The sequence below is a fragment of the Pseudoalteromonas sp. XMcav2-N genome (genome assembly GCF_024124545.1).
Lineage (GTDB): Bacteria > Pseudomonadota > Gammaproteobacteria > Enterobacterales > Alteromonadaceae > Pseudoalteromonas.
The window spans coordinates 120394-146165 of the sequence record NZ_JAMXSF010000008.1 but is presented as its reverse complement, the minus strand read 5'-3'; the positions used below and the strand labels follow the sequence as shown (position 1 = coordinate 146165).

The 25772-nt window shown below is 54.6% G+C and carries 8 protein-coding genes; 5 read left to right on the top strand and 3 right to left on the bottom strand.

The features are described 5' to 3' along the window. Nucleotides 1-13 precede the first annotated feature (13 nt). The 3 genes from argS to NH568_RS12380 all read left to right on the top strand — a co-directional run bounded on the left by argS (nucleotide 14) and on the right by NH568_RS12380 (nucleotide 3266). Nucleotides 14-1756: an arginine--tRNA ligase gene (gene argS / locus NH568_RS12390; RefSeq protein WP_253047827.1), complete on the top strand. Its 1743-nt coding sequence runs from the start codon at nucleotides 14-16 to the stop codon at nucleotides 1754-1756. A gap of 95 nt (nucleotides 1757-1851) precedes the next feature. Then, nucleotides 1852-2490: a pyridoxamine 5'-phosphate oxidase gene (gene pdxH, locus NH568_RS12385; protein WP_253047825.1), complete on the top strand. Its 639-nt coding sequence runs from the start codon at nucleotides 1852-1854 to the stop codon at nucleotides 2488-2490. Between the two features lie 11 nt (nucleotides 2491-2501). Beyond that, on the top strand, nucleotides 2502-3266 hold the full coding sequence (locus NH568_RS12380; RefSeq protein ID WP_253047823.1) for a TatD family hydrolase: 765 nt from the start codon (nucleotides 2502-2504) through the stop codon (nucleotides 3264-3266). Between the two features lie 106 nt (nucleotides 3267-3372). Here the strand turns inward: NH568_RS12380 and NH568_RS12375 are convergent, their stop codons facing one another. Together NH568_RS12375 and NH568_RS12370 are read right to left on the bottom strand one after the other, a co-directional pair. Next, the gene (locus tag NH568_RS12375) at nucleotides 3373-3564 is read right to left on the bottom strand and encodes a hypothetical protein (RefSeq protein ID WP_253047821.1); all 192 of its coding nucleotides are present in this window, start codon (nucleotides 3562-3564) and stop codon (nucleotides 3373-3375) included. A 178-nt stretch (nucleotides 3565-3742) separates the two neighbouring features. After that, on the bottom strand, nucleotides 3743-4363 hold the full coding sequence (locus NH568_RS12370; RefSeq protein ID WP_253047819.1) for an AhpA/YtjB family protein: 621 nt from the start codon (nucleotides 4361-4363) through the stop codon (nucleotides 3743-3745). Nucleotides 4364-4483: 120 nt separating this feature from the next. Between NH568_RS12370 and serB the strand changes: the two genes are divergently transcribed. After that, entirely contained in the window at nucleotides 4484-5506 is a 1023-nt protein-coding gene (serB, locus tag NH568_RS12365; RefSeq protein ID WP_253047817.1) for a phosphoserine phosphatase SerB, read from the top strand. A gap of 31 nt (nucleotides 5507-5537) precedes the next feature. Beyond that, on the top strand, nucleotides 5538-5876 hold the full coding sequence (locus NH568_RS12360) for a hypothetical protein (protein WP_253047815.1): 339 nt from the start codon (nucleotides 5538-5540) through the stop codon (nucleotides 5874-5876). Between the two features lie 125 nt (nucleotides 5877-6001). Here NH568_RS12360 and NH568_RS12355 read toward each other — a convergent pair whose 3' ends face one another. Continuing rightward, a complete protein-coding gene (locus NH568_RS12355; protein ID WP_253047813.1) occupies nucleotides 6002-25765 on the bottom strand; it encodes a non-ribosomal peptide synthetase in 19764 nt (6587 codons plus the stop codon). Between the last annotated feature and the right edge of the window lie 7 nt (nucleotides 25766-25772).

Sequence of the window (25772 nt, the reverse complement as noted above, 5' to 3'; positions counted from 1 at the left end):
CAAAGGAAACACAATGAACATTAAAAGTATTCTGATTGAAAAAGCTCTGTCTGCGATGGCCGCGGCAGGGATCCCTGAAGGCACTAACCCGGCGGTCACGCAAAGCACCCGCGCACAGTTTGGTGACTATCAGATCAACGGCGCAATGGGCGCCGCAAAAGCACTGAAAACCAACCCGCGTGAGCTGGCACAGAAGATCATTGATAATCTGGATGTCAGTGACCTGGCTGCAAAAACCGAAATCGCCGGCCCGGGGTTTATCAATATCCACCTGAAGCCTGAGTTCCTGGCAACCAGCCTGGAAGCGGCTAATCAGGATGCCAAGCTGGGCGTCGCTGAACACGCTCAGGCACAAAATGTGGTGGTGGACTTCTCATCGCCTAACCTGGCCAAAGAAATGCACGTAGGTCACCTTCGCTCGACCATCATTGGTGATGCGGTGGTACGCGCCCTTGAGTTCCGTGGTGACAAAGTCACACGTCAGAACCACGTGGGTGACTGGGGTACTCAGTTCGGTATGCTGATCGCCCATCTGGAAGACATGCTGACACAAGGCATTGACCTGGAAAATGTGGCCCTGGCCGATTTAGAAACTTTCTATCGTGACGCCAAGAAGCGTTTTGACGACGAAGAGGGTTTCTCAGATAAAGCACGTGACTACGTGGTTAAGCTGCAAGGCGGCGATGCGCACTGTCAGAAACTGTGGCAGCTGTTTATCGACACCTCAGTGAAGCACTCTGAAGAAGTATATAAAAAGCTTAATGTGACGCTGACTCGCGACGACATCATGGCCGAAAGTGCCTATAACGATCGTCTGGCCGGTATTATCGAGCTGCTAAAAGAGAAAAACATTGCGGTTGAAGATCAGGGCGCGCAGGTGGTGTTCCTGGATGAGCTGGCAAACAAAGATGGTGAGCCGTCGGTGTTTATCGTGCAAAAATCTGGCGGTGGTTTCCTGTATGCCACAACCGATCTGGCAGCCTGTGATTATCGCTCCAATGAGCTGGGTGCCGAGCGTATCCTGATCTTTGTAGACGCGCGTCAGAGCCTGCACTTTAATCAGGTTGAATTGACTGCCCGCAAAGCGGGTCTGCTGCGCGACGAAACCAGCTATGAGTTCTGTCCGTTCGGTACTATGATGGGCAGCGATGGCAAACCATTTAAGACCCGTACCGGCGGTACGGTGAAGCTGGCGGAGCTGCTTGATGAAGCGGTGAGCCGTGCCAGCGAGAAACTGGCCGACCGCGCGTCAGAGCTGAGCGAAGAAGCCCGTGCTGAAATCGCCCGTAAAGTGGGTATTGGTGCGGTAAAATACGCTGATCTGTCGAAGCACCGTACCAGTGATTACATCTTCAACTGGGATACCATGCTGAGCTTTGAAGGCGCCACGGCCCCTTATTTGCAATATGCTTATACCCGTGTGCGCAGTATCTTCCGCAAAGCCGGAGTAGACAGTGCCGCACTCAGTGGCAGCATCAGTATTGTTGAGCCACAGGAAAAGGCGCTGGCGCTCAAGCTTCTGCAACTGGAAGAAGTGTTAGACTTGATGATCGGCGAAGCAACACCGCACGTATTGTGTGGTTATCTGTACGAGCTGGCGAGTCTGTACATGACCTTCTACGAGGCCTGTCCAATCCTCAAAGACGATGTGGCTGCTGAGGTACGCGAAAGCCGACTGTTGCTGTGTAACCTGGTTGCCAGAACACTGCACACAGGTCTGGAGCTGCTGGGCATCGAGGTGATGGAGCAGATGTAAGCCCTGGGTGAGTTCATACAGCTCATGCAGCGTATTACATGTTAGACTAAGGCCGCAATATTGCGGCCTTTTGTGTTATATAAGGAATGACCACCATGAAACTTGATGATATTCGTCGCGAATATACCAAAGATGGCCTCTCCCGCGAGAAGCTGGATGATAACCCAATTGTGCAGTTTGAACACTGGCTGCAACAGGCGGTGGACGCCAACCTCAGCGATCCGACTGCCATGGTAGTGGCCACGGTGGATGAACACGGCCAGCCGTCGCAGCGTATTGTGTTGCTCAAGCAGGTGGACGATAACGGCTTTGTGTTTTTCACCAACACCGGGTCGCGTAAGGCACAGGAGCTCAAAGGCAATAACAAAATTTCATTGCACTTTCCCTGGCACAATCTGGAGCGTCAGGTAATTGTGTATGGTGAGGCCGAGCCGCTGCCAACCACCGCAGTGGCGAAATACTTTCTGTCTCGTCCCAAGGAAAGCCAGCTGGCCGCCTGGGCATCACAACAGTCGCGTCCGGTGTCTTCGCGTCAGGCTCTGATGCAAACCTTTAACAGCATGAAAGCCAAGTTTGCCAAAGGCGATATTCCGCTGCCGGATTTCTGGGGTGGCTACTGTGTTAAACCCCACCAGATTGAGTTTTGGCAAGGGGGAGAGCACCGTTTGCACGATCGCTTTATGTATCGAAAAGACCCAAGCGGACAGTGGCTGGTTGAGCGTCTGAACCCATAGTGCCGTGCCTTATGCGCTTTATTGATACCCACTGCCACCTGGACTTTGATGAGCTCAGAGACCAGTTGCCACAGCATTTGGCTGATGCGCAGGCGCTGGGCGTTGAGCGCTGTGTGGTGCCGGGCGTGACCTTGGCGCAGTGTCGCACCTTGCCCGCTTTTGCACAGCAGTACCCAGGCGTCAAAATCGCTTTTGGGTTGCACCCGTATTTTATGGCGCAGCATAAAGCGGGTGATATGGCGCAACTGGCCGAGCTCGCGCATCAGCATTATTCTGAGCTGGTGGCCATCGGTGAGTGTGGAATTGATGCCATGGTGGAGGACATCGCCGCGCAGCAGCAATTGTTTATTGAGCATATTGCGCTGGCCAATGCGCTTGGGTTGCCGCTGATTGTCCATCACCGCAAAAGCCATCATCTGCTGGCAGCGGCCTTTAAGCAACTGCCCCCTCAAAACGGCGGCGTTATTCATGCCTTTTCCGGCTCACTGCAAGATGCCAACACGTATCTCAAACTGGGTTTTAAACTTGGCGTGGGGGGCACCATCAGCTATCCGCGGGCGGCGAAAACCCGCACTACGCTGACTCAAGTGCCGTTAGACTCGTTAGTGTTGGAAACCGATGCGCCTTCTATGCCGCTAGCGGGTTATCAGGGCCAGCCGAATGTACCTAAAAGGGTGGTGGAGGTGTTTGAGCATTTGTGTGCTATGCGAGAAGAATCCCCTCAAGACATTGCAGAGGTAATTTACAAGACGTCTCAGGAAATATTAAGCCTATAACGGCCAGGATGAATATGTTAGTACCGGGATTTGGCTGCACAAATATTGATAGGTTTGATTGTTGCAAAGAGGGGTTCACCCCTCTTGTGAGACTTCATGTGTTGTCTTAGTCTGTTACACAGTGTCTGCCTGGCTCAGTATTACAGTTGAAGTCAGACTGTCTGTTACCGCACCAGTATCGACAGGAAACAGGGCGAGTTTCAATAGTTCCGCCTGCCACATTTGGCGTTGCCTGAGCATCTAAATTACTTAGATTAGACAGCACCTTCATATTTTTCTTTTTGATCTGTAATTTCATTTTGTTTTCCTTAAACTTGAAATTGTGCCAACGCTGAATTGATTGCTCAGCGCGGTATGCTAATTACCCATTCTGGTAACTTGAAGTTAAAAATTATCTTAATTTCAACCAAATATCAATATTTTTAACTTTTTTTCTTTGGGGTTGTTCATACAGGTTTTTAGGGTTACTGGCAATGCTATTGCTCATCAGCAACGCTATTGCGGATCTGACGTTTCACTTCCCAACGCTTTAAGGCCCGGCCAATTTGCCAGGTAAAAATACAGGCAATAACCAGCATCAGCAGCACCACGCGACCCAGCTCGTGGAAATGGCGGTGGCTTTCGGCCATGGCAGATTCGGTTAAATACTCGACGCTGACAAAACCTAGGGGTTGTTGCTCCGTATCATAAATGGGCTCAACAATGGGCTGCTTAGACTGAGTCAACCCGGCTAAATGGCGAGGCAAGTCGGTTATCTCAGGTGGTGCATCCTGGCCATCATTACCGATAATAAATTGGCCTTGTTGATTGTAGAGCCTGACCGACAACACAAATGCGTCACTGGCGAGATGATTACACAAAGCCCTGAGTTGAGGCGTATCCATGCGACTGAGCGGCAAGGCAGCATTCAGCGCCAGTTGTTTAGTCAGGCTACGGCCTGTGTGATCAGCATTGGTGTGTAACAATTGATGAGAACGAAAGCTGGTATTAAAGGCCAGCCAGGTAACGGTTAAAAAGCACATTGCCGCGACCAGCAGACGCAGTAAACGGCGGTTGCGTGACGAGGAGAGATATTCAAGGGCTTGTGTATTTTTCATAGATCTTGTTTGCCTGCTGACATGCCATGATTAAGATGTTACAAAGGGCGCATACCGTTACCAAGCAAGTAATCACACATCGGCTCAATGAGCCGGATATGACCCCAATCAGGAGTATCCATGTCAAAGTCACTCGCGTCAATCCAGTTGCGTGCCATCGCTGAGCCTGCTCAGCAGCTTCTTACCTTAGCAAAGTGGTACCAGATTGAAAACGAAGATCAGCTAAGGCCTGGCAGCAGCCCGCTGTCTGAAGATGGTCAGTACCTGTGTTTTTTTGGCGCTGAGCTCAGTAGTGCGAATGTCCAGGAGATTCTGCGCTTGTGTCAGCAGGCGGATATTGAGGTCACCAAACTGGCGCTGTATCAGCCAACAGCAACGATGACGCCTGGCCTGGTTGTATACACGCATTCGGCACGCGATGTACGTGCGCCCATACGCGCTGTAGCGGCTCAATGTGGCCTGCAAGGTGCGGCTATCAGCCAGCCGCCCAGTTTGCTTAAGCCCGGGTTACTGGTAATGGATATGGACTCAACGGCAATCACCATCGAGTGTATTGATGAAATTGCCAGACTGGCCGGGGTGTATGATGAGGTTGCTGCGGTGACCGCACAGGCCATGGCCGGGCAGCTGGCGTTTAACGATAGTCTGTATCAGCGTGTTGCTAAGCTGTCCGGCGTCGAATTGCCGCTTATTCAGCAGCTCAAAGACAACCTGCCGCTGATGGAGGGGGTCGCCCAGCTGTGTGCGGTGCTCAAAGCACATCACTGGCATCTGGCGATTGCCTCTGGTGGCTTTACCTGGTTTGCCGAAGCGCTAAAAGCGCCGTTGCAGCTGGATGCCGTATTTGCTAACACATTGGAAATTGCCGACGATAAGCTGACTGGCAAAGTGCTGGGCGAGGTCGTTGATGGCAGCAAAAAAGCCGAGGTGCTTAAATCTCTGGCTGAACAGTTTGGTATTGCACCTAAACAAACCGTGGCCATGGGCGACGGCGCCAATGATTTAATCATGATGGCTACTGCCGGGCTAGGCGTCGCTGTACATGGCAAACCTAAAGTGGTCGAGCAGGCCGATGCCGCGATAACCCAAGGGTCGTTGACTCAGCTGCTATACTTATTGGCTGTACCATGTAGCGAGTCTTAACTCGATTTTACTTATTTAGGGGGCCGTACCGATGAAGATCGGATTTGTGCCGTTTGCCGCGGTTTTACTCATGATTGGGTGTGCTACACCATACAAAAAAAATGGTGTGGGTGGTGGTTATGATGACTGGGATCTCGGTGGAGGTGTACATCGTGTGGCTTTTCACGGTAATGGTCATAGTACCCCCGAGCAGGTTAATAAATACTGGCACAGGCGAGCTGCTGAGTTATGTGTATCAGGTTATGAGGTGATTGAGCTCAGCACACATTCGAATGAGTTGAGTATTAGCGGTGAGCATTCTCCTTCACTCAGTTCCGCGCATGATGTTACTTTACCCAGTCAGATGGGTAAAATTAAATGTCGCGAGTAACGAAAGGGTATCTAGTTTCCTCACTCCTGCTGACAGGAAAAGTATTGTAGCTTGTACGCGCTTGATTTAACTTTTGTCACAATGGGGTGGTTAAAGTGCGGGCTAGCAGCCCGCACAGAACTTGCTTAACTCTCCTGCCAGATCTCCCGATAGTGTTTGTCTTCCAGCCACTGTGCAAAATAGGTATCAAACAAACTCTCCCAGTCGCCCAGCGTAATATTATAGCGCTCTGTCAACGCAATAAAGTTGTCCTTATCATACGGGTCCATCGGCATAAAATAGGCTTCAAACAGGTATTCGTCGTAACCGGGGCGTGATGACAATAAACCTTGCATAATGACCTGATCTTTGCCCTCACGCTGCACCGCGTAGGCTTCACAGGCACGAATGAACTCCGCTTTATCCGTGCGTGTAAAGCGCAGGCCCCGCTCAGCGGCAAAGTCATAAAAGGCTGCGATGTTCAGTGGCGCGGGGTTGGCGACGTGATAGACCTGGTTGCGCTTTTGCGGGTCACTCATGCCTGCAACAATACAAGTAGCCGCGCGGTCAACCGGAATGATATCGAGCATGTAGGGGCTTTCATCCGGTCGCACCTCCAGGCTAAGCATCATTTTCAAGATACGGTGGAAGACATCATCCGTGTTACCAATGCCGGTTTTAGATGAGCCCGAGATTTCTGAAAAGCGGTAAACCGTGTAGGGCACACCTATATGTGATGCCTGGCGAATGTTTTCTTCCTGCACCCATTTTGACTGACCGTATCCACTGCACAGCAAGGCCGCTTCGTCAGTTGGAATAAAGGATTCACGCGGGTTTACTGAGAAGTGGGAGTCCTTTATCTGGGTGCTGGCGGTGGTGCTGGAGACAAAATGGATCATCTTCAGCGTGTCCGTGCAGCACAGTGTTAGCAGGGCATTAGTACCAGCCACCGACTTTTTAAAGGCAAAGTAGGGCTGGATATGGTTCACATACGAGGCTGTATGGACCACATGCTGGATGTCCCGGCACAGCAGTGCCCAGTGCTCATCGGATACGCCTAACCGGGATTGCTCCATATCTCCCGGGACAGGCACGATGCGTTCCAGATCCAGAGTCAGCGCATACTGCTTGGCATTATCGGCAATGCGAGTGAGGGCTTTCTCTGTGTTGTTGGCGCGCACCAGGCAGTATATTTTTGCTTTGGTGGTGGCCAGCAGCTCTGCTAGCAGGTGACTGCCTAAAAAGCCCGTTGCTCCAGTAAGCAGCACATGACGGACGTCGCCCTCATAGGCATGCACTATCTCATCGGGCAGCGTCGGCAAGTCAATGCCCGCATCGACAATAAACTCAGGTAACGATGCGTCGTCTTCATGCTGAACCTGGCCATGGGCCTTGTCGATTTCGTCGATCAGTGCCTGAATGGTATTCATGTTCTTGAAGGCATCGGCCTGAATATCAATATTGAGCCGGGCTTTGAGTTGCTGGAAGGTTTTCAGCAATGAGATGGAGTCGAAGCCATAATCATACAGATCGCAATTCAGATCCAGCTCATCGGGGGCTATTCCCAGCACCTGGCCAACAATGCTCACCACAGTGCCAGCGATATCCTGAGACGCCTCAGTTACTGCCTCTGAACCGTGTTCAAGGCGGGATTGTAGGAGGCGTTTACGCTGTAATAGTGCCGTGGTGTTATGCTTGATACGCTCGGGCTCTGAAGTGCAAATGGCCGCGAGGGTGCTGCGTCCGGTGCTGAGCAGCTTGGGCAGTTGTGTAAAGGCATTGTGCATCTGGATCAGCTGATAGCCCTTTTTCTCGGCAAAGCTGTTTTCAATGCTTTTTAGCGGATCATCTGAATGCCAGTAGCCCCAGTTAATTGCCAGAGTCTGACCATGACGCTGCTGCTTATCCACTTGCTGATTTCGGGCCCGGGCAAAGGCATTCTGAAAGCCGTTGGCGTACGAATACGACAGATGATTCAGGCTGCCAAACACGGCCATGGAAGAGAACAGCACAAAAAAGTCCAGCTCACAGCTGCTCAACAGGGCATCCAGCTGCTGCGTGCCTTGTACTTTGACCTGCATTGAGCGGGCAAAGTCGGCCCAGCTGTTTTCTTCTTCCGTGTATGTGGTGCCCAGGTGGAACACGCCGTTGAGCTGCAATGACTTGTCGCTCAGTAAGTCACTGAGTGGTTTCAGTTGTTTGGCGTCGGCAATATCACACGTCAGGTAATGGACTGTACCATTGCCCACTTCTCTGAGTTGGGTCAGTTGTGGCTGCACGGCTTGCTCATCGCGTCTACCCAGTAAAATGAGGGTCGCATCAAAGCCTTCCAGTAAGCGCAGGCTCAGTGCCATGCCCAGTTCGCCCAGTGCCCCTGCGATCAGATAAGTACCGCCGTGACGTACTTCATACTCTGGCTTAGCCGAGTCGTTTGTGTCCGGCAGTTGCGTCAGTTGTAGCGCAAAGCGCGCAGCATCGCGGTATTGCACCTGATTTGGCTGATGCTCGGTTGTGTTCAGTAAGGTACTGGCAAACTCCCGCAGCAATAATTCGCCCAGACAAGCAGCCTCATCGAGCTGCTCGACTAACGTCCAGCTGTGCTGCGGATTGCGCAGGTTGTAGCAACGCAGCAGAGCACTCAGGTCGTCCCGGGTTTCAGTCTGCGAGTCGGTCTGAGTGGTATAAAACAGCTGCATCGCGTGAGTGTCGTAACGGGCGGTCAGTTGCATTAGCTCGAACAGGGGTTTGATCTGCTGCTGCGGCTCAAGCAATGAACCACAGCCCTGCACAAAAATGGTATCTGGCAGATCTTCTGGATCCAGCGCTGAGTTGTCCAGTTGTTCAAAGCACAGCGAAGTCACCTTACAGCCACTTGCGTGTAGGGGCTTACTGAGGGTTTCAAGCCGCGCCTGCGTGTCTGACACCAGCAAAATATGCCTGTGTGCCAGCTGTGCAGTCAGTGACGTTTGCCAGTCATCTGGCAGAGCCAGTGCAGCTGGTTGAAATTGGTTGTCGAGCAGTAGCCAGGGACTTGTTTGTTCAGCCTCAACCGCGTTTTTGCTGATAAAAGACGTACCAGGCAGGTGCAATTTTGGCAAAGGAGTTGGGTAAAGCGGTTGCCAGCTCGCGAATTTGCCGGATTGCCACAAGCGTATTATGGCGGCATATTCCTGGGTTTGGTGTAGTGTCAATAACTGCTCTGCTGTTAGCTGCTCGCTGGTGTTATTGCTGACCTTGGAAGCCTGATCAGGCACGGCCTCGCTCAGGGCTGTGCGCAGCTCGTCCAGTGAGGACACCACCCAGCCGAGTCTGTACGCCTGCGCGGTGCGGCCCTGTGCTAGGGTCGCGGCCAGTTGTGCCAGTATTTGCGGCGTGTCTGGCAAAGTCGCAACATGATTGGCAAGCTCAGTGACTTTTTGTCCCAGCGCCGCTTTGCTGGTGGCCGAGAGCACCACCATCGCCGGCGAGTCTGGCAAAGTTGTGTGTTGCTCAGTGGTGTTCGGCTGATACTCTTCGAGTACCACATGGGCATTTACGCCACTGATCCCAAAGGCACTGACGGCTGCCCGCCGTGGTGTATCGCCGTGCTCCCAGAGCTGCGCCTGGGTTTGTACCGTGAGCGGTGTATCCTCGAGTGCCAGATAGGGGTTAAGTGCCTGCACATGGAGCGATGGTACCAGGGTCTGATGCTTAAGTTGCAGCACAACCTTGATAAGCCCGGCGATACCCGCCGCGATCTCGGTATGGCCTATGTTGCTTTTCACTGAACCCAGCGCACAGCGGGTTGGCCACTGATGTGTATTAAAGGCTGCCTTGAGCGCATCCAGTTCAACCGGGTCGCCGAGTGTGGTGCCAGTGCCATGGCATTCGATATAACTGAGTGTGGCCGGGTCGATGTTGGCGTTGCGCCAGGCTTTATCTAGCAACTGAGTTTGTGCCCGGGCATTGGGCACGGTAAAGCCCTGTGATTTACCGCCATGGTTAACCGCCGACCCCAGTAAGGTGGCGTAAATGGCATCCTGATCGCGCTCGGCTGCCGAGCGCTTTTTCAGCATGATCATGCCAACGCCTTCGCCCCGCACTATGCCATCGGCATCGGCAGCAAAGGTTTTGCATCGTCCATCCGGCGACAGCGCACCTATCTCCTGCATGGCCATTGAGGCAGTCGGGGTGTCTATGATATTGACGCCGCCAACAATAGCCTGCTCACATTCACCCATGCGGATCGCCGCTATGGCCTTGTGTACGGCCACCAGTGATGATGAACAGGTGGTATCTACCCCTTCGCTCGGGCCGTGCAGGTCGAGGAAGTAGCTCATGCGGTTTGGCGCAAATGCCGGGGAGGTGATCAGCCCTTCGTGATATCCAGACTGACAGCCAATAAATAACCCGGTGCTGGTGCCTGCCAGCGATTTTGGATCGTATCCGGCATTTTCAATACACTGCCAGACATGCATTATCAGCAGGCTTTCCTGCAACTGAATGCGCTCACACTCTGCCGGGGCAATATTGAAGAATAAGGGGTCGAACTCGGTGTCGCGTCGCAGGCGGCCCAGCCAGTTAATTTCGCCAGGCCAGCTGAGCTCGCTGTCTTGCGGTTGTGGCCAGCTGTGGCGGGTCACACAATCTTTGCCTGTGCTCAGGTTGTGCCAGAATTCGTCGAGGTTACTCGCCTCTGGGAAGGCCGCACTGATCCCGACAATGGCAATCGCTTCATCGCATGATGCATTCACCGGGACTTGTTCTGCTACTGTATCCGTTGAGCTTGTTTGCGTCTCGTTAGTCGTGGCGATCAGCGTATCGCCATACTCGGCGATAATATGGGCTCTGAGACTGTTCAGGGTCGAGTGCATAAACAGCACGCTGGGTGACAGCTCAAGCTGATAGCGGCTGTTGAGCTGATTGATAAAGGTAATGAAAGCGATGGAATCCGCGCCAAACTCGCCCAGATCTGTATCTCCGTCCAGTGTATCCGGCTGCACGCCGAGCAAAGCCGCCACCATAGTGCTCAGCTGCTCAGTTAGAGCAGCGTCCAGCGCGGCTTCACTGGTAAACTGGGCCGCTGGTTTAGCGGAGTCACTGACTTGCTCATGGTTTGTGTCGGCCGGGGTATATTGCACCAGCGTCTGAGGCTGTTGCAGTGCCCGGTAAAAAGCGTCTATGCCACTGTTGGTGGGCATGGCCGCATCCGTATAGGCAAACTGGGCATTGCGCTGCATACCGCCGTCTTGCCAAAAAGGCCAGTCGATACTGGCGCTCAGGCCATGGCGCTTACCGCTGGCAACCTGGGCATGACGCTGCTGCATATAGCTGTCAAGAAACGCATTGGCCGTGGCATAGTCGCATTGAGAAGCGGCACCCTGTACGCCACTGAGCCCGGCAAAGCAGGCAAAGAAGTGCAGCGGCAGATCTGCTGTGGCCTCATCCAGCGCCACCACGCCTGTGATCTTGGGCGCCAGCACTTGCGCAAAGGAGGTCGGGGTTTTGTTACACAGCAAAGTATCCTGCACCATGCCGGCCGCGTGGATCACGCCATGGAGCGTACCAAATTCGCGCACTATGTCGCGCACCAGCAGCAAGGTATTCATCTTCTGAGCCACGTCCAGCTGACGATAAACCAGTTGCACCTGACCTTGCTTACTGTTGCGCAGCTGCGTCTCTACCTGAACGTCATCAGCGGATCGGCGACCTGTGACTATCACTGTGGTGGCAAACGGCAAAGCGGCAAGTTCGGCAATAAAGTGACGACCAATGCCACCGAACCCGCCGGTGATCAGATACACGCCATCGGGCTGCCACGCACTGAGCGAACTTTCGTTGCTCACTGGCTGATAGCCCAGTACTGTGCGGCTTGTACCCTGATAAGCAATGACGGAGTCGGGCGCATTGCGGTTATTGGTCAGCAGAGTGTGCAGCGTATCTGAACTCAGTGTCGGGTCTACCAGCAACAGCTGTGTGCGCAGCATAGGGTGTTCAATGCTGGCGGTTTTCAGCAGGCCGTGCAGGCAACTGTTGAGGTTAGCCAGCGGCTCGGCCTGAGTGTTGCCTATCACCAGCTGTAGCAAGGTCGGCTGTCTGGTTTTCGCGAGCGACTGTATGATGTCGAGCAGCTGAATGCCGTAGTCACTGACTTGCTGCTCCGGTGCGTAATGGCTTGAGCTAAGCACCTGGGTGATAGCACCGGCGACTTCCAACTCCGGCAGGCCGCACAGCACCACACAGTGTGACGCCGTGCTGTCGGGCGTAGCTGTCTCACTGTCTGTAATCACAGGCTGGGGGCGCCACTTTGGCACACTCAGCGTGCATGCTACCAGCTCTTCTGATTGAGTCTGGCTCAGGCGGAGTGTGTATGGCTTTAGATCAAACGGATAAGTGGGTAGGCTTAGTTTGCTGACTGCCTGACCCTGATACATAAAGTCCCAGTCCTCAAAGCCGCTGTCCAGCCAGTGGCTCAGAATAGCCTGATAGTCGCCCTGAGCAAGCCAGCTGGCCGGTGTGCCTGTGGGAACTGGGTTCAAAGATGTTTGTTCACTACTTGCCAGGTAATTCGTCAGCTGGGTTTTAAGCTCATTCAGAGAGGACACCACAAAGCCTGCGCGATGCGCCATCACCTGGCGACCGGTTTGCAGGGTGTAGGCCAGGCTAACTCTCAGCGCATCATCGCACAGGGTACGCTCAAGCCAGTTCAGCAGCTCGCTCACCTGACGTTGCAGTACTTCTGGTGTGGCTGCCGACAACACCACGATGGAAGGTTGGCTGCTTAACGCACTCTGTGTTTGCGCAACCGGGGCTTCTTCCAAAATGGCATGGGCATTGGTGCCGCCAATACCAAATGAGCTGACCGCAGCTCGTCTTGGTAACAAAGGGGTTTCCCACAAGCGCGTGCTGTCGACGACATAAAACGGCGAGTTAGCCAGCTCCATATGTGGATTCGGCTCACTGTAGTGCAAGGTGCCGGGCAGCAGTTTGTGGTGCAGCGACAAGCTGGTTTTCACCAGTCCGGTAAGCCCTGCCAGGGTATCTGTGTGGCCCAGGTTCGATTTTACGGCACCCAGCCCACAATATTGTTTTTCTTCGCTATGCGGCTGATAAACCTGTTGCAGCGCAGCAAATTCAATGGGGTCGCCCAGCGCGGTGCCGGTGCCATGGGCTTCGACATAACTGATACTCGCCGGTGAGACGTCGGCGCTTTGCAGTGCCCGGGTGATCACCTGCATCTGGCCTTCCGTGCCCGGGGCAAAGAAACCGGCCTTGTTGTTGCCATCGTTGTTCACTTTCACCGCCTTAATCAGGCTGTAAATGTGATCGCTATCCTGGGTTGCCTCATCGGCCCGTTTGAGTACCACCACAGAGACGCCATTGCCGCCTATCATGCCATCGGCTTGGGCATCAAAGACTTTGCAGCGCGCATCGGGGGCAAAGTTGAGGCCTTTTTCTATTTTGTATCCTGTGCTGCGCTGCGGGAATAAACAGGCTGCGCCAACAATGGCATAGTCAATGTCACCGGCTTTAAGCGCCGAGCAGGCCAGTGCCAGTGCGCTCAGGGATGAAGAGCAATTGGAGTGCACAAACAGACTCGGACCAGTCAGACCCAGATGATAGGAAATGCTGGTTGGTAGCGTACCTGGCTGATTCAGCGTTGACGCGACATAGTCCTCTGCATTGAGCACAAACTCCCCGTTGCTGAACTTATCGTGCAGGTTGAGATCGGTCAGGTCGCCGCCTGAGGCGGAAATATACACGCCGGTATTGGGGATTTGGTCACAGCGATAACCGGCGTCTTCCACCGCTTTCCAGGCATGCAGTAATAGTTGGCGCTGTGCATAGCTCATGGTTCGGGCTTGCTTTTCCGAGAGATTAAAAAAGCTGGGGTCGAATGCATCCTGGCCTTCAATCCAGGTATCGAGCCAGATCATAGACGCGTCTGACTCCGCGCGCTGGCTGTGGCGCACCAGGTTTTTGCCTTCAATGAGGTTTTGCCAGAATATCTGCGCGTCGGGGGAGTCCGGGTAATGACAAGACAAACCTATCATGGCGATGGCCTGATCAGTGGTTGTCGGCTTTGCAGGGCGCACCGGCTCTGGCGTTTGTACAGGCGCTGCAATCGGGCTGGTGACTTTGGTCGATAAATAGTCGCACTGGGCGTTAATGGTGCTGTACTGAAACACCTCCGTCAGCGGCAGGTCGATATTGAATCTGGCGCTCAGTTTGGTGGCCAGTACATTGGCCAGCAGGGAGTCGCCACCAACCGTGAAAAAGGGCGCATCCGGTGCAACTTGATCCACGTCCAGCACATCACACCAGACGGCCGAGACCTCGGCCTGTAGGTTTCGCTCCGGTACTGGTGTGCTGAGGTTTGCTTCCAAAGCTGAGAGCTCGGCCTGCGCGGTGTGTGAGTTAAACGGCAACTGGCTGAGCAGCGCCTGTTTATCCACTTTACCATTATTGGTCAGGGGTAGCGCGGGCACTGAGACAAAGTACGCCGGCACCATGTACTCGGGCACAAGCTTTAACAATTCGCTACGGATCGCTTCATCGGATAGCGGCATTTGGGCGACCAGGTAAGCCACCAGCACGTCACCATGACGTTTGCTGGCAGCCAGCACGCAGGCATCCTGAATGGCAGGGTTGCTCAGCAGGGCGTGTTGTACTTCGCCAAGCTCTATGCGGTGTCCACGGATCTGAACCTGATCGTCGCAGCGGCCCAGATATTCATACTGTCCCTGCGCATTAAGGCGTGCCAGGTCGCCGGTACGATAGAGGCGATCCTCGCTCTGCCCGGCAAGCGGATTAGGGATAAAGCGCTCTGCGGTCAGCACTGCTCTTTGATGATAACCTCGGCTGACGCCGCAGCCTCCGACATACAATTCGCCGGGCTGACCCGCCGCGACAGGGCTGTGTTGTTCATCCAATAAGTACAGGCGGTAGCCGGGCAGTGGCTTTCCTATAATGCTCTTGCCCGGGTTTTGTTCGACCAGCTCGCGGGTAATTTCCATCTCGGTGACATGCACTGTGGTCTCTGTGATGCCATACATGTTGACCAGCTTTGGTAGCGGCTGTGCTGCCTCAAACCAGGGCGTGAGCTTACTCAGCTCCAGCGCTTCACCGCCAAAGATCACGGTACGCAGAGAGCGTGTCAGCGCGGGGTGTGCCAGCAAATGCGTCATCAGCGGATAAAACGCCGATGGTGTCTGATTTAAAATACTCACCTGATTATCGTGAATAAAGCGTGCGAACGCAGCACTGTCTTTTTTGCAGGCATCATCCACAATCACCAGTTTGCCGCCATGGGCCAGCGCGCCCCAGATCTCCCATACGGAGAAATCAAACGCAAACGAGTGGAACAGGCACCAGGTATCCTGGGCATTAAACCCAAACCCAGGCTGGGTGTTGTTCAGTAAAGCGGTAATGTTGCTATGCTCAACCAGCACCCCTTTGGGCTGACCCGTTGAACCCGAGGTATAAATGATATAGGCCAGCGCTTGCGGTGCCAGAGCTATCCCCGGGGCAGTGACAGGTGCCATAGTGCTGCTTTTTAGGCAGTCACTGAGGCGATACGCCTGGCTATGTGTGACAGGCAGTGTTAGCTCGTCGCTCATCAGTACCAGCGCCGGATCGGCATCGGCCAGAATAAAGCGGGCTCTGTCCTCTGGCGAGTTGGGGTCGACCGGCACGTAGGCACTGCCGGTTTTCAGCACCGCCAGCATAGCAACTATCATTTCCACACTCGGGCGCAACAGCAAAGCAACCCGGCTGCCGGGCCGCGCGCCTTTGGCAATTAAGGTATGGGCCAGCTGGTTGGCCTGCTGCTCCAGTGCCTGATAACTCAGCGTGGCACCGGCAAACGAGACCGCCGTCTGGGTTGGGTGCTGCGCGGCCTGTAAGGTGAAGCTGTCAACCAAAGTAGCGGGTTTTACATTCGGTGTCTGTGGCTGACCATCGGGTGGTAAGTCACCGCTAAGCAGCACATCTTCCAGTAGTTGCACATAATTATCTGCCAGGGTTTGCACGGTATGACGTTCATAAGCGTTGGTCGCAAATTTAAAGGCCAGCTGATGGGTGCCACCCAGCGGGGTGACCTCCAGGCTCAGGTCCAGCTCAGCATCCTGCTGGAATTCTTGCCACAGCGCGCCCAGTAGCGCCTGATTGCCCTCTACCCAGTCGGCCTGAATAAAATTATGACAGGCATAGCCTATCTGAAACAGCGGGTGAACACCCAGTATACGCGGCGCATTGACGGCGCTGAGCAGCTCAGACAAGGGCAGGGCGCTGTGACTGATCACGGCGTCCAGTTGTGTCTGGTTCGCCCGTGCCTGGATGACAAAATTTGTGCTGCTATTGCGGGTCAGTGGCAGCGGCAATTGATTTACAAACAGGCCCAGCGACTGCGCCATACTGGCTTTTGGCCTTTGCATCACAGGCGTACCCAGTATCAGCTCATTGCGACCAGTGAGACGGCTCAGTAACGCCTGAAACACGGTTAAGAAAAACACTGAGGTGCTGAGTTTGTGACGGGCTAAAAACTGCTCGAGTTGCTGCTGCGTGCTGGCTGGCAAGTTGAGCGTCACGCGCGCACTGTTTGGCTCGTCCGGGTTTACTTGCGTTGCGTGTTTGCCGGGCAGGGCCAGCGGTGCGTGCGCAGGGTTCAATGACTGCTGCCAGAAGTGTTTCAGTGTGTCTGCATTTGGACTGGTCAGCAGCTGCTGCTCCCAGTCAAGGTAGTCGAAAAAGCCCAGGTCGGGCGCTGGTGCTTGGATGCCTTCATGATAGGCCTGCCACAACTGAGACAACAGCTGAGTGGCAGAGACCCCATCGATGATCAGATGGTGCAGCACAATTACCATTACATGGCGTGACTGAGCGCCCGACGTCACTTGCCAGGCGCTTGCGCGCAGTAGTGGGCCTGACAGATCAAAAGGCACCGCAATGGTCTGTTGTATTGCGTCAGTCAGGGCCGTTTTAGAGGTCGGTGCCAGAGACGTTTGCTCAATCCGGATTGTGTCCGGGTGGATCTGTTGCGTGGGTCGGCCTTGCGTTTCGTGAATACGCAGGCGCAGCACCGGGTGGCGCTGACATAGACTGTCCAGTGCTTGTTGCATACGGGCAACATCCAGGCTGGCAAGCTCGAATACCAGCGGGATATTGTAGCTGCACAGCGTCGGGTTTTGCTTGTGCAGCAGCCACAGACCCTGCTGGGCTTTTGATAGTGGCAGTTGCCCTAATGGCGCTTGTTGGCTGAGTGGCTTTTCGTGTGTTACCTGCACCGTGGCGATATTGGGTTGCTGTTTAACAAGGTAAGCATGCAACTGGTTGAGGGTTTTCACCTCAAATAACAATGCTGGTGGCAGGGCGTTCAGGCCAAGCTGAGGATCGGCCTCAAGCTGCTGCACGACGGACATCAGCATAATGGAATCAAAGCCCATGTCTCTGAAGTCGAGCTCGCTGTCGAGTTCTTCCACCGGCAGTTTACTGACTTGCGCCACCACGGCTTTAAGGTGGTCCATTAATGCGTTGTCATTCAGTGTGGCCGTGTTGTGTGCTTCGGGTGTCTGGGCTTCAACCTTGGCTTGCGGAGTTATCCAGCGAGTGAGCTTGCCCGGGTTACCGTATAAAAAGCACTGTTGTGTGTGGGGCTCGCTAAACAACTGGTAAAAGGCCTTCAGGCCCAGCTCATCAGGCATGGCGGCAAGGCCCTGCGAGCGCAGCAAACTTTGTTTAATGGCGTCCATTTGCATGCCGCCTTGTGCCCACAGCGGCCAGTTTACCGACAGGCTTAGACCATGGCGCTGAGCCTGCTCACCCCATTGCTGGCGCTTGAGCATATAGGCATCCAGGAAAGCATTAGCGGTGGCATAATCGGCCTGACCAGGGTTACCAAAGCACGCAGCGATAGACGAAAAGCAGATAAAGAAATCCAGCGGTACTGCTTTGCTGGCCTCATCCAGCGCCATCACCCCCGAGACTTTAGGGGCCAGCACGCACCGGACTGCCTGCGGAGTTTTGCTCGCAATCAGTTGATCGTCAATCACACCGGCGCTGTGCAAAATCCCGGTCAGGGCACCGTGCTGTGCACCAATGCGGTTAAGCAGCTCAGCACACTGGGTTTGAGTGCTGATATCGGTTTGGTAATAATGAATTCGGCTTGTATCTCCAAGCATCCCGAGCGACTCAGGTGCGGTGCGTCGACCTGTGATAATAACCTGAGCATGGCGGGTATGAGTCAGGATCTCTTTGGCAAAGCACTGACCCAGCTGGCCAAGACCGCCGGTGATCAGATACAGACCATTTTCTTTCCACGGCATCAAATCTGGCACATCGCTATGTTGAGGCGTCAGCGTTTGTACTTCACACTGACCCTGAGTAAAACGCAGCATTGTGTGCTGGGTATGCTGGCTTGCCTGAATAAGGTGCGCCGCAGATTGTGCAGGTGTATCGCTTTGTATCAGCTGCACACTCAGTAAGTGATGCTCCAGTGCGGCGGTTTTCAACACCCCTGCCAACGCCATTAGCAGAGGTTCACTCGCAGGCACGAGCAGTTGGATAAGCAAAGGCTCGGTGGTGCTGGCAAACTGTTTGATGTGTGCAATCAGGGCGATGGTTAGCGCCTCAATACGCTGTGCTGTGTCACCCGATGTATCTTGCAGCACAATGGCATCTGGCATGTCATTGTGTGGAGCCAGCGCGATGACCTGACGTTTGCCAGACCAGCTTGCCTGTGAAGTCACATCCAGCGGTTGCCACTGCGGGATGAGGTGCAACAGCGAGTCTTCTGCGATGGCAGTCGGTACCGGTTGCGGGTTCATCTGCTTGAGTTTAGGTGCCCCGCTAAGCCAGTACGGTGTGCTGGCAAACGGATAGGTCGGCAGGCGCAGTAAGGTTGGCTTAGCGGCGTAAAACGCAGACCAGTCGAGTTCGGCGCCGACCACCCATAAAGCGAGCAACTTGTTCAGCTCACCGGCTTGCGTCCAGCGGTTAAAATCGTCTTTGTCCAGCGCTGCCAGAATGGCTTTGCCTTGTTTACTGTTGCCCTGTTTATAGGTGCCTGCTTGTTGGTTAGCAAAGTCATTCAGTTGGGTGTGCACCTGGGCCAGGCTGTCGGCAACAAAGGCCATACGACAGTCCATGGCTTCGCGCGCACTTTGCAGCGTATAAGCCAGGGCCTCAAGTGCGCTGTCATTCAATTGCGCCTGAGCGAGCCAGTCTGCCAGTTTACGGGCTTTGTCGCGCAGCACCTCCGGGGATTTGGCTGACAGTGCGATGATCACCGGCTGTGCGCTGGCGACTTGCACTGCGGTTTTTGTCGGCTGATATTCTTCGAGGATCAGGTGTGCATTGGTACCACTGAAACCAAATGAGCTGATACCGGCGCGACGTGGCTGGCCATCCGGCACGCTCCAGGGTTGCGTTTCCTGGGCGACGTAAAACGGCGTATCCTGCCAGTCGATATGGCTGTTACCCTGCTGATAATGCAGTGAAGCCGGAATGGTTTTGTGCTGCATGGCGAGGATGGTTTTGATCACACCGGCGACGCCTGCGGCGGTCAGGCAGTGGCCGATATTGGTTTTGACCGATCCCAGAGCACAGAACTGGCTGCGCAGGGTCGCTGCACGAAATGCCCGGGTCAGGGCCTGAAATTCAATGGGGTCACCGAGCTTGGTCCCGGTGCCATGGGCTTCAATCAGGCTCAGAGAGTCCGGGGCAATATCAAATTGCTCGTAGATACGGCTATGCAACTGCTGCTGAGAGACTGAACTGGGCGCCGTGATCCCGCTGGTGGTGCCGTCCTGATTGGTGGCTGAGGCTAAAATAACCCCAAGAATATGATCGCCATCACGCTCTGCATCACTCAGGCGTTTTAACACCACCACACCGACACCTTCACCCGGCACAAAGCCATTGGCTCTGTCATCAAAGGTATAGCAGGTGCCATCGGCACTGAGCATACCTGCTTTACCGGCATGTTGTGAGAATTGCGGGGTGCACAAGGTGGCAACGCCCCCGGCCAGTGCCGCGTCTATTTCGCCGTTTTTCAGCGCCTGACAGGCACTGTGCATGGCTACCAGTGACGATGAGCAGGCAGTGTCTATGGCCAGCGCCGGCCCCTTGAGGTTCAGATAATAAGAAACCCGTGCCGGGATCACTGAACCGGCATTGCCCCAGAACAACTGCGCCGGGGCATCCTGGGGTGCCAGCGAGGCATAGTCTCCCTGCGCGCAGCCCAGATAAACCCCGGTATTGCTGCCCGCAGCCTGAGTGATCATATTGGCGTCTTCCAGCGCCCGGTAGGCTTCTTGTAAAAACAGTCGCTGCTGCGGATCCATCACCTCTGCTTCTTGCGGTGTGATGGAGAAAAACGGCGCGTCAAAGCTGGCAATGTCATCCAGCAAGCTGGCGTAGCGACACCAGTTTTGTGCGTCGGGCGATAAGTCGTTCAGATCCCAGCGCTGCTGCGCACGCACCGAGGTACGCTTGTTGCTCAGCATCTCCCAGAACTCGTCGACATTGCTGGCATCACCAAACTGACCGCTCATGCCCACGATGGCAATTTTGTCTGCGTTGTTATGGCTGGCTTTGTGAGTCGGTTTCACTTCATCTGTAGCGGGTTGAACTGACTTTGGCGTAGCCTGTTGCGCAGCCGCCATGGCAGGTTGCGCTTTGTGCATCAGGGCCATTGCCTTATCGCTGTGCTCAGCCACTATGTGCGCGCTCAGCGTCGTGATGGACGGAAAGTCGAACAACAAGGTTGGCGGCAGGCTCAGAGCAAAACGGGCATTGATCTCATCGAGGATCTGGATGGCCAGGATCGAATCCACGCCGAAATCGGCAAACGAGTCATCCGGGTCTAATTCATCCGTCGTCATGCTCAGCGCCTGGCTGGCGATCCCTGCGAGGGTTTGGGCGACGAAATCGCTCAGGGTTGCGCTGTCTGTTGCCGGCTGTGAATTGACCTGTGTCTGTTCGGGTTGTTGCATTGCAGTCTTGTGGTTTGAAATTGGTGTTGTTTGTTGAGCCGGTTTTGAGCGTTGCTGCACCAAATGGCCATTGCTTTGCGCGCACAGCACTTGCTGCGGTGATTGAGCGTCTGTGACAGAGGTTGCCAGAGCAAAGCCATTGCTGCTCAGTAACTGTTGCCAGCGTGGCTGCGACAATAAAGGAGAGCCTGGCAGGCGCAGAGTGGTGTCTTTGCTCAGCCACCAACCTTCGAGCAGGCCAAAGGTCAGCTGAGTAAACAGCGATGGCTGAGTCACTTCGTTGATTAATAACAGACCACCGCGCTTCAGGCAGGCCTTGGCGTTGTTTAGTGTGCTCAGCATGTCAGGAGTGGCGTGCAGCACATTGGTAGCAATCACCACGTCATAGCTGGCTAAGTCAATGTGTTGCTCAGAAAGTGGCTTGCTGACGTCAAAATAGGCGGTCTGCACAAAAGGATAGTCTGGCTGAAATTGCGCTTTGGCATGGCTGAAAAAGGCCTGCGACAAGTCGGTGTAAGCGTATTCAGTGACAGTAAAATTGCGCAATTCGGGCAGCACTGTGCGCGTGGTGCCACCGGTGCCTGCACCAATCTCCAGAATCCTAATGGGCTGCTCACCTAAACTTGCCAGATAGTGAGTAAGCTGAGTAACCAGCGCCTGATTGGCGTGCATGGCCACCGGGTTATCCCGATATACCGATTCAACCAGCGCCAGTGAGCCGCCGGGAAACAGCACATCAGTGGCTTTACGCTGGCCGGATAAGATCTCGGGCAGTGCCGCCAACGCCGCGTTTAGCAGCGCATAGTCATCCTGTTCCAGTAAGGTCAGATTGGCTGGTGGCTCGGGCAGAGTCAACTCGTCGTCTTGTAGTAAACCGGCCTCGTTCAGGTAGCGCGCGGTTTCTTGCCACCATAATTCAAAGTAATCCGGCAAGGCTGATAGCACCTTGGTGCGCTCAGCCGGATGCTGCCAGCCTGCAATGGTAAGTGCCTGGCACAACGCATAAAATATCTCGGTGTCAGCAGGTTGGGTATCGAGTGCCAGCGCAGGAGCTGCTTGTTCAGACTGAAATACGTTATAACTGCACTCTGAAGAATAGCTGCTGCGCACCAGCGCCGCCTGTGCCCGCTCTGGTGTCATTTTCACGACGCCCACCTGCGTCAGCGAAGAGGACATGAACTTTGCCAGTGCCGTCATGCCTGATTGCGCGTCGACAGAGCCAATCCCGGCCTGGCGCATTTTACGCTGATAATACGGGTCGCTGACCCGGCCAACGTCGCCCCAGTAACCCCAGTTAACCACCTTGATGGGCAGTTCAGTACTGGCCGAGCGGACCAGACTGTCCAGATACTGACAGCCCGCAGCATAGTTGCTCTGGCCGGGGGCAGGCGAGAAAGACTGCATTGAAGAGAACAGCAGGACGAAGTCGAGCGACAGGTCTTTACACACGCTAAGCAGAGTTTCACCACTGGCCTGTTTGGCCTGATAAGCTCTCAGGAACTGGGCGTCGTCCATGTTGGCCAGGCTCTGATCTTCCAGGTGTAATACGGAATGCACCACGCCATGGAGCTGCCCATAATCTTGCTTAATGGTGTCCATCACGTCTCGCATGGCCGCTTCATCGCAGGCATCGGCCTGAATATACTGCGGTACAGGGCCCAATTCACTCAATCGGCCGATGGCCTGCTCTATGTCTTCGTTTAGCGCGCGACGACCAACCCAGACAACTTGTGCCTGATGCTGGCGGATTATCCATTCACTCCAGACCTGACCCAGACCCCCTGCGCCGCCCAGCACCAGATAGACGCCATCCTGGCGATAGGCTGACTCACCTGAATCCAGGTAGGTGTGTTCGCAGGCGCTGAAGGTATGCCAAATGTCGCTGCGATGTGCATAAAAGCCCGCAGGCAAGCGCGTCGCCTGTTGCCAGTGGCTTGTCTCTTCTTTGCATTCAGCACTTAAATCGACAATGCGCACATGCCAGCGTGGGTATTCCTGAGCTACGCTTTGCAGCAATCCAGTCAGCCCGGCGCCGTGTGCATCGACGGTTTCGCCATACACTTGCTGTGTCTGGAAGGTAAGTAAAGTGATGGCCAGCGGCTCAGTGCCTTTACCTTGTTCGATCAGGGCTTTCAGATAAGTAAACAGTTTTAGTGGCTCTGCGTACTCGTCCTTGGCGACCCACAACAGGTGATCAGCAGGTTCTGTCGAGTCTGCACACCAGGCTGGTTTGAGCGATGACGGCCCCTGATAATCAAAGCGGTAGTGAGTCGTTTCAGCAGGTGGCAGTGTTGTCAGATGCTGCCAGCCAGGGAGTACCGTAAACAGCTGGGTCGCATCGGCATCGTGTGTCATTGAGCGGGTCGAAAAACCACGCAAACGCGCATATACCGCACCTTGTTCATCGCAGATATCTACATCAAACTTCTGGCTGCTGGCATCAGCATGGGTGGTTTGGGTTGCACAGGCTATCAGTGTTTTACCCGATGGCAGCGGCGTGAGTAATTCAGCCTGTTCCAGTGCAAAGGGCAACCCCGGGCGGGCATCTTGTGAAAAACCCAGCAGGGTATGCAGGGCGCTGTCGAGTAGCTCGGGGGCAAAGGCAAAGTCGGGGGCAATAACCGGGTTTAGTTCGCCCTGTGCCTTTTGACCTGCCACAGATAATGTGGTGATGCGCTGAAAATCCGGACCATAGTCAACGCCTGCGGCGCTGAATTGCTGATATAACTCAGTGGCTGCGACTATGCGGGCGTCAGGTTGTGCTTCGATGGCGCGCGTTGTGACGCTGTGCTCTGTGACTTCAGCCTGACCGCTGGCATACACCTGGCGTGCATCGTGTGCTTCACGGTATAACTCAAATGTCACCCGATCACCGGTTTGTTTTAGCGACAAATAAACCGGGCCGCTTTGCGCGTCGACGGTTACCGGTCTGCGCCAGTTCACCTGACTCAGGCGCAGCGACTGGTTATCCGCCAGCTGGCCCGACAAAGTCATGGCGGCATGGACCATTTCAAGCGTACAGACGCCGGGCAGCATAGCCTGGCCCTGCACCTGATGGTCACGTAAAAAGTATTCATTGCCTGTAAAGTCACTGGCAAAGATCAGCTCACCCAGCGCCGGTATACTGCGATGCAGCAGCGGGTGCAGGTGTGAGGGCTGCGCAGCGTTTTCCGCGTCGAGCCAGTAAGGCTTATGCTCAAACGGGTAGGCAGGCAGACTAATGCGTTGCGGGCAGAGTTTGCTATAGCTGGCTTGCCAGTCGATGATATCGCCCTGTACCCAGCCGGTTATGCGTGCAGCGAGTGTTTCGTGAGTGACTTCGCTGTGCTCTGCAGTGGCGGCAACTTTACTATAGTGCCAGTCGCCAGCCTCACCTGAAACAAACTTGCTCAGTTGCACTTTGACAGAAGCCAGCGAGTCTGCCGCAAATCCCATCCGGTGTTTCATCGATTCCCGGCCCACCGTGAGCGTATAACTTAAATCCAGCATCTCAACCGGGTTATCCGATTCAAGGTAGGCAAGCAAGTCTGTGGCGCGCTGCGTGAGCGCGGTCCGGGTTCTGGCCGACAGCACGATCGGCAGGGCGGAGTCTAACGCTTGGCGCTCTGGGTTGAGGCGTTGTGGTGATTCTAAGATCACATGGGCGTTCACCCCGGCAAAGCCAAAGGAGGATATGCCGGCAAGGCGCTGTTCGCCTGGCCAGGGCATACATTCGGTGGCTAACTTAAACGGCGATTTCTCCAGAGAGATTTTCGGATTCAGCGTCGCAAAGTTTTGCAGCGGCGGCACCTGCTCATGTTCAAAGGCCAGCAAGGTTTTGATCACCCCGGCAATACCGGCGGCTGACTCTAAATGGCCGATATTGGTTTTCACGGTACTGAGATAGCAAGGCGCATCGGGCGTTTGCTGTTTACTGGCGCGAAAGGCGCGTTTCAGACCCTGGATCTCCAGCGGATCGCCCAGCACGGTGCCGGTGCCATGTAATTCGACAAAGCCAATCTGATCAGAGCCAACCCGGGCATTGTCGATGGCTTGCTGGATCACCCGCGACTGTGAAAACGGGCTCGGTGAGGTCAGGGTATTGGTTTTGCCTGAGTGCCCCACAGCGCTGCCTTTGATGATGCCATAGATGGTGGCATTCAGCGCTTTGGCGGTCTCTACCGGCAGCAACAACACCATGCCAAGGCCTTCGCCACGGACATAGCCATCGGCCTCGGCATCCAGGGTTTTACAGCGCCCCTGCGGTGACAGCACGCCCAGCTTACTAAAGCTGACATAGCGGTTTTTGGTGATCAGCAGATTAACGCCACCAACCAGCGCGGCATTGATCTCACCTGAGCGAAAATCATTTATGGCCTTGTGAATGGCCACTAAAGACGAAGAGCAGGCGGTATCGACGGTTTCACTGGGTCCCTGAAAATTAAAATAGTGTGAGATGCGGTTGGCAAACACCCCGGTCGACATGCCGGTCAGAAAGTGCGGGTCAATATTACCGGTAGAAAACTCCTGATAGTCGGTATTACTGCACCCCAGATAGACACCTGTGGCAGTATTTTTAAACTGCGATGGCGTGAGCCCCGCATCTTCAAAGCAGGCCCAGGCCAGCTCCATACTCAGGCGCTGCTGGGGATCCATGCTCTGCGCTTCTTTGGGGGAGATGGCAAAAAAGCCGGCATCAAACCCGGCGATATCACCAATAAAGCCGCCCCATTTGCTGATAGACTTTTGCGCCTGTTTATCAGGCTTTGGATCGTAGTATTTTTTCCAGTCCCAGCGCTCAACGGGCACTTCTCTGATACTGCTGATTTTTTGACTGAGGTTGTGCCAGAACTGATGTTTGTTATCGGCGCCCGGAAAACGCAGAGACAGGCCGACGATGGCAATATCCGGTGTCTTGTCTGGCAAAGAGGGAGTCTGCGGGTTGTGTTTGCTTGTCATGATCTGT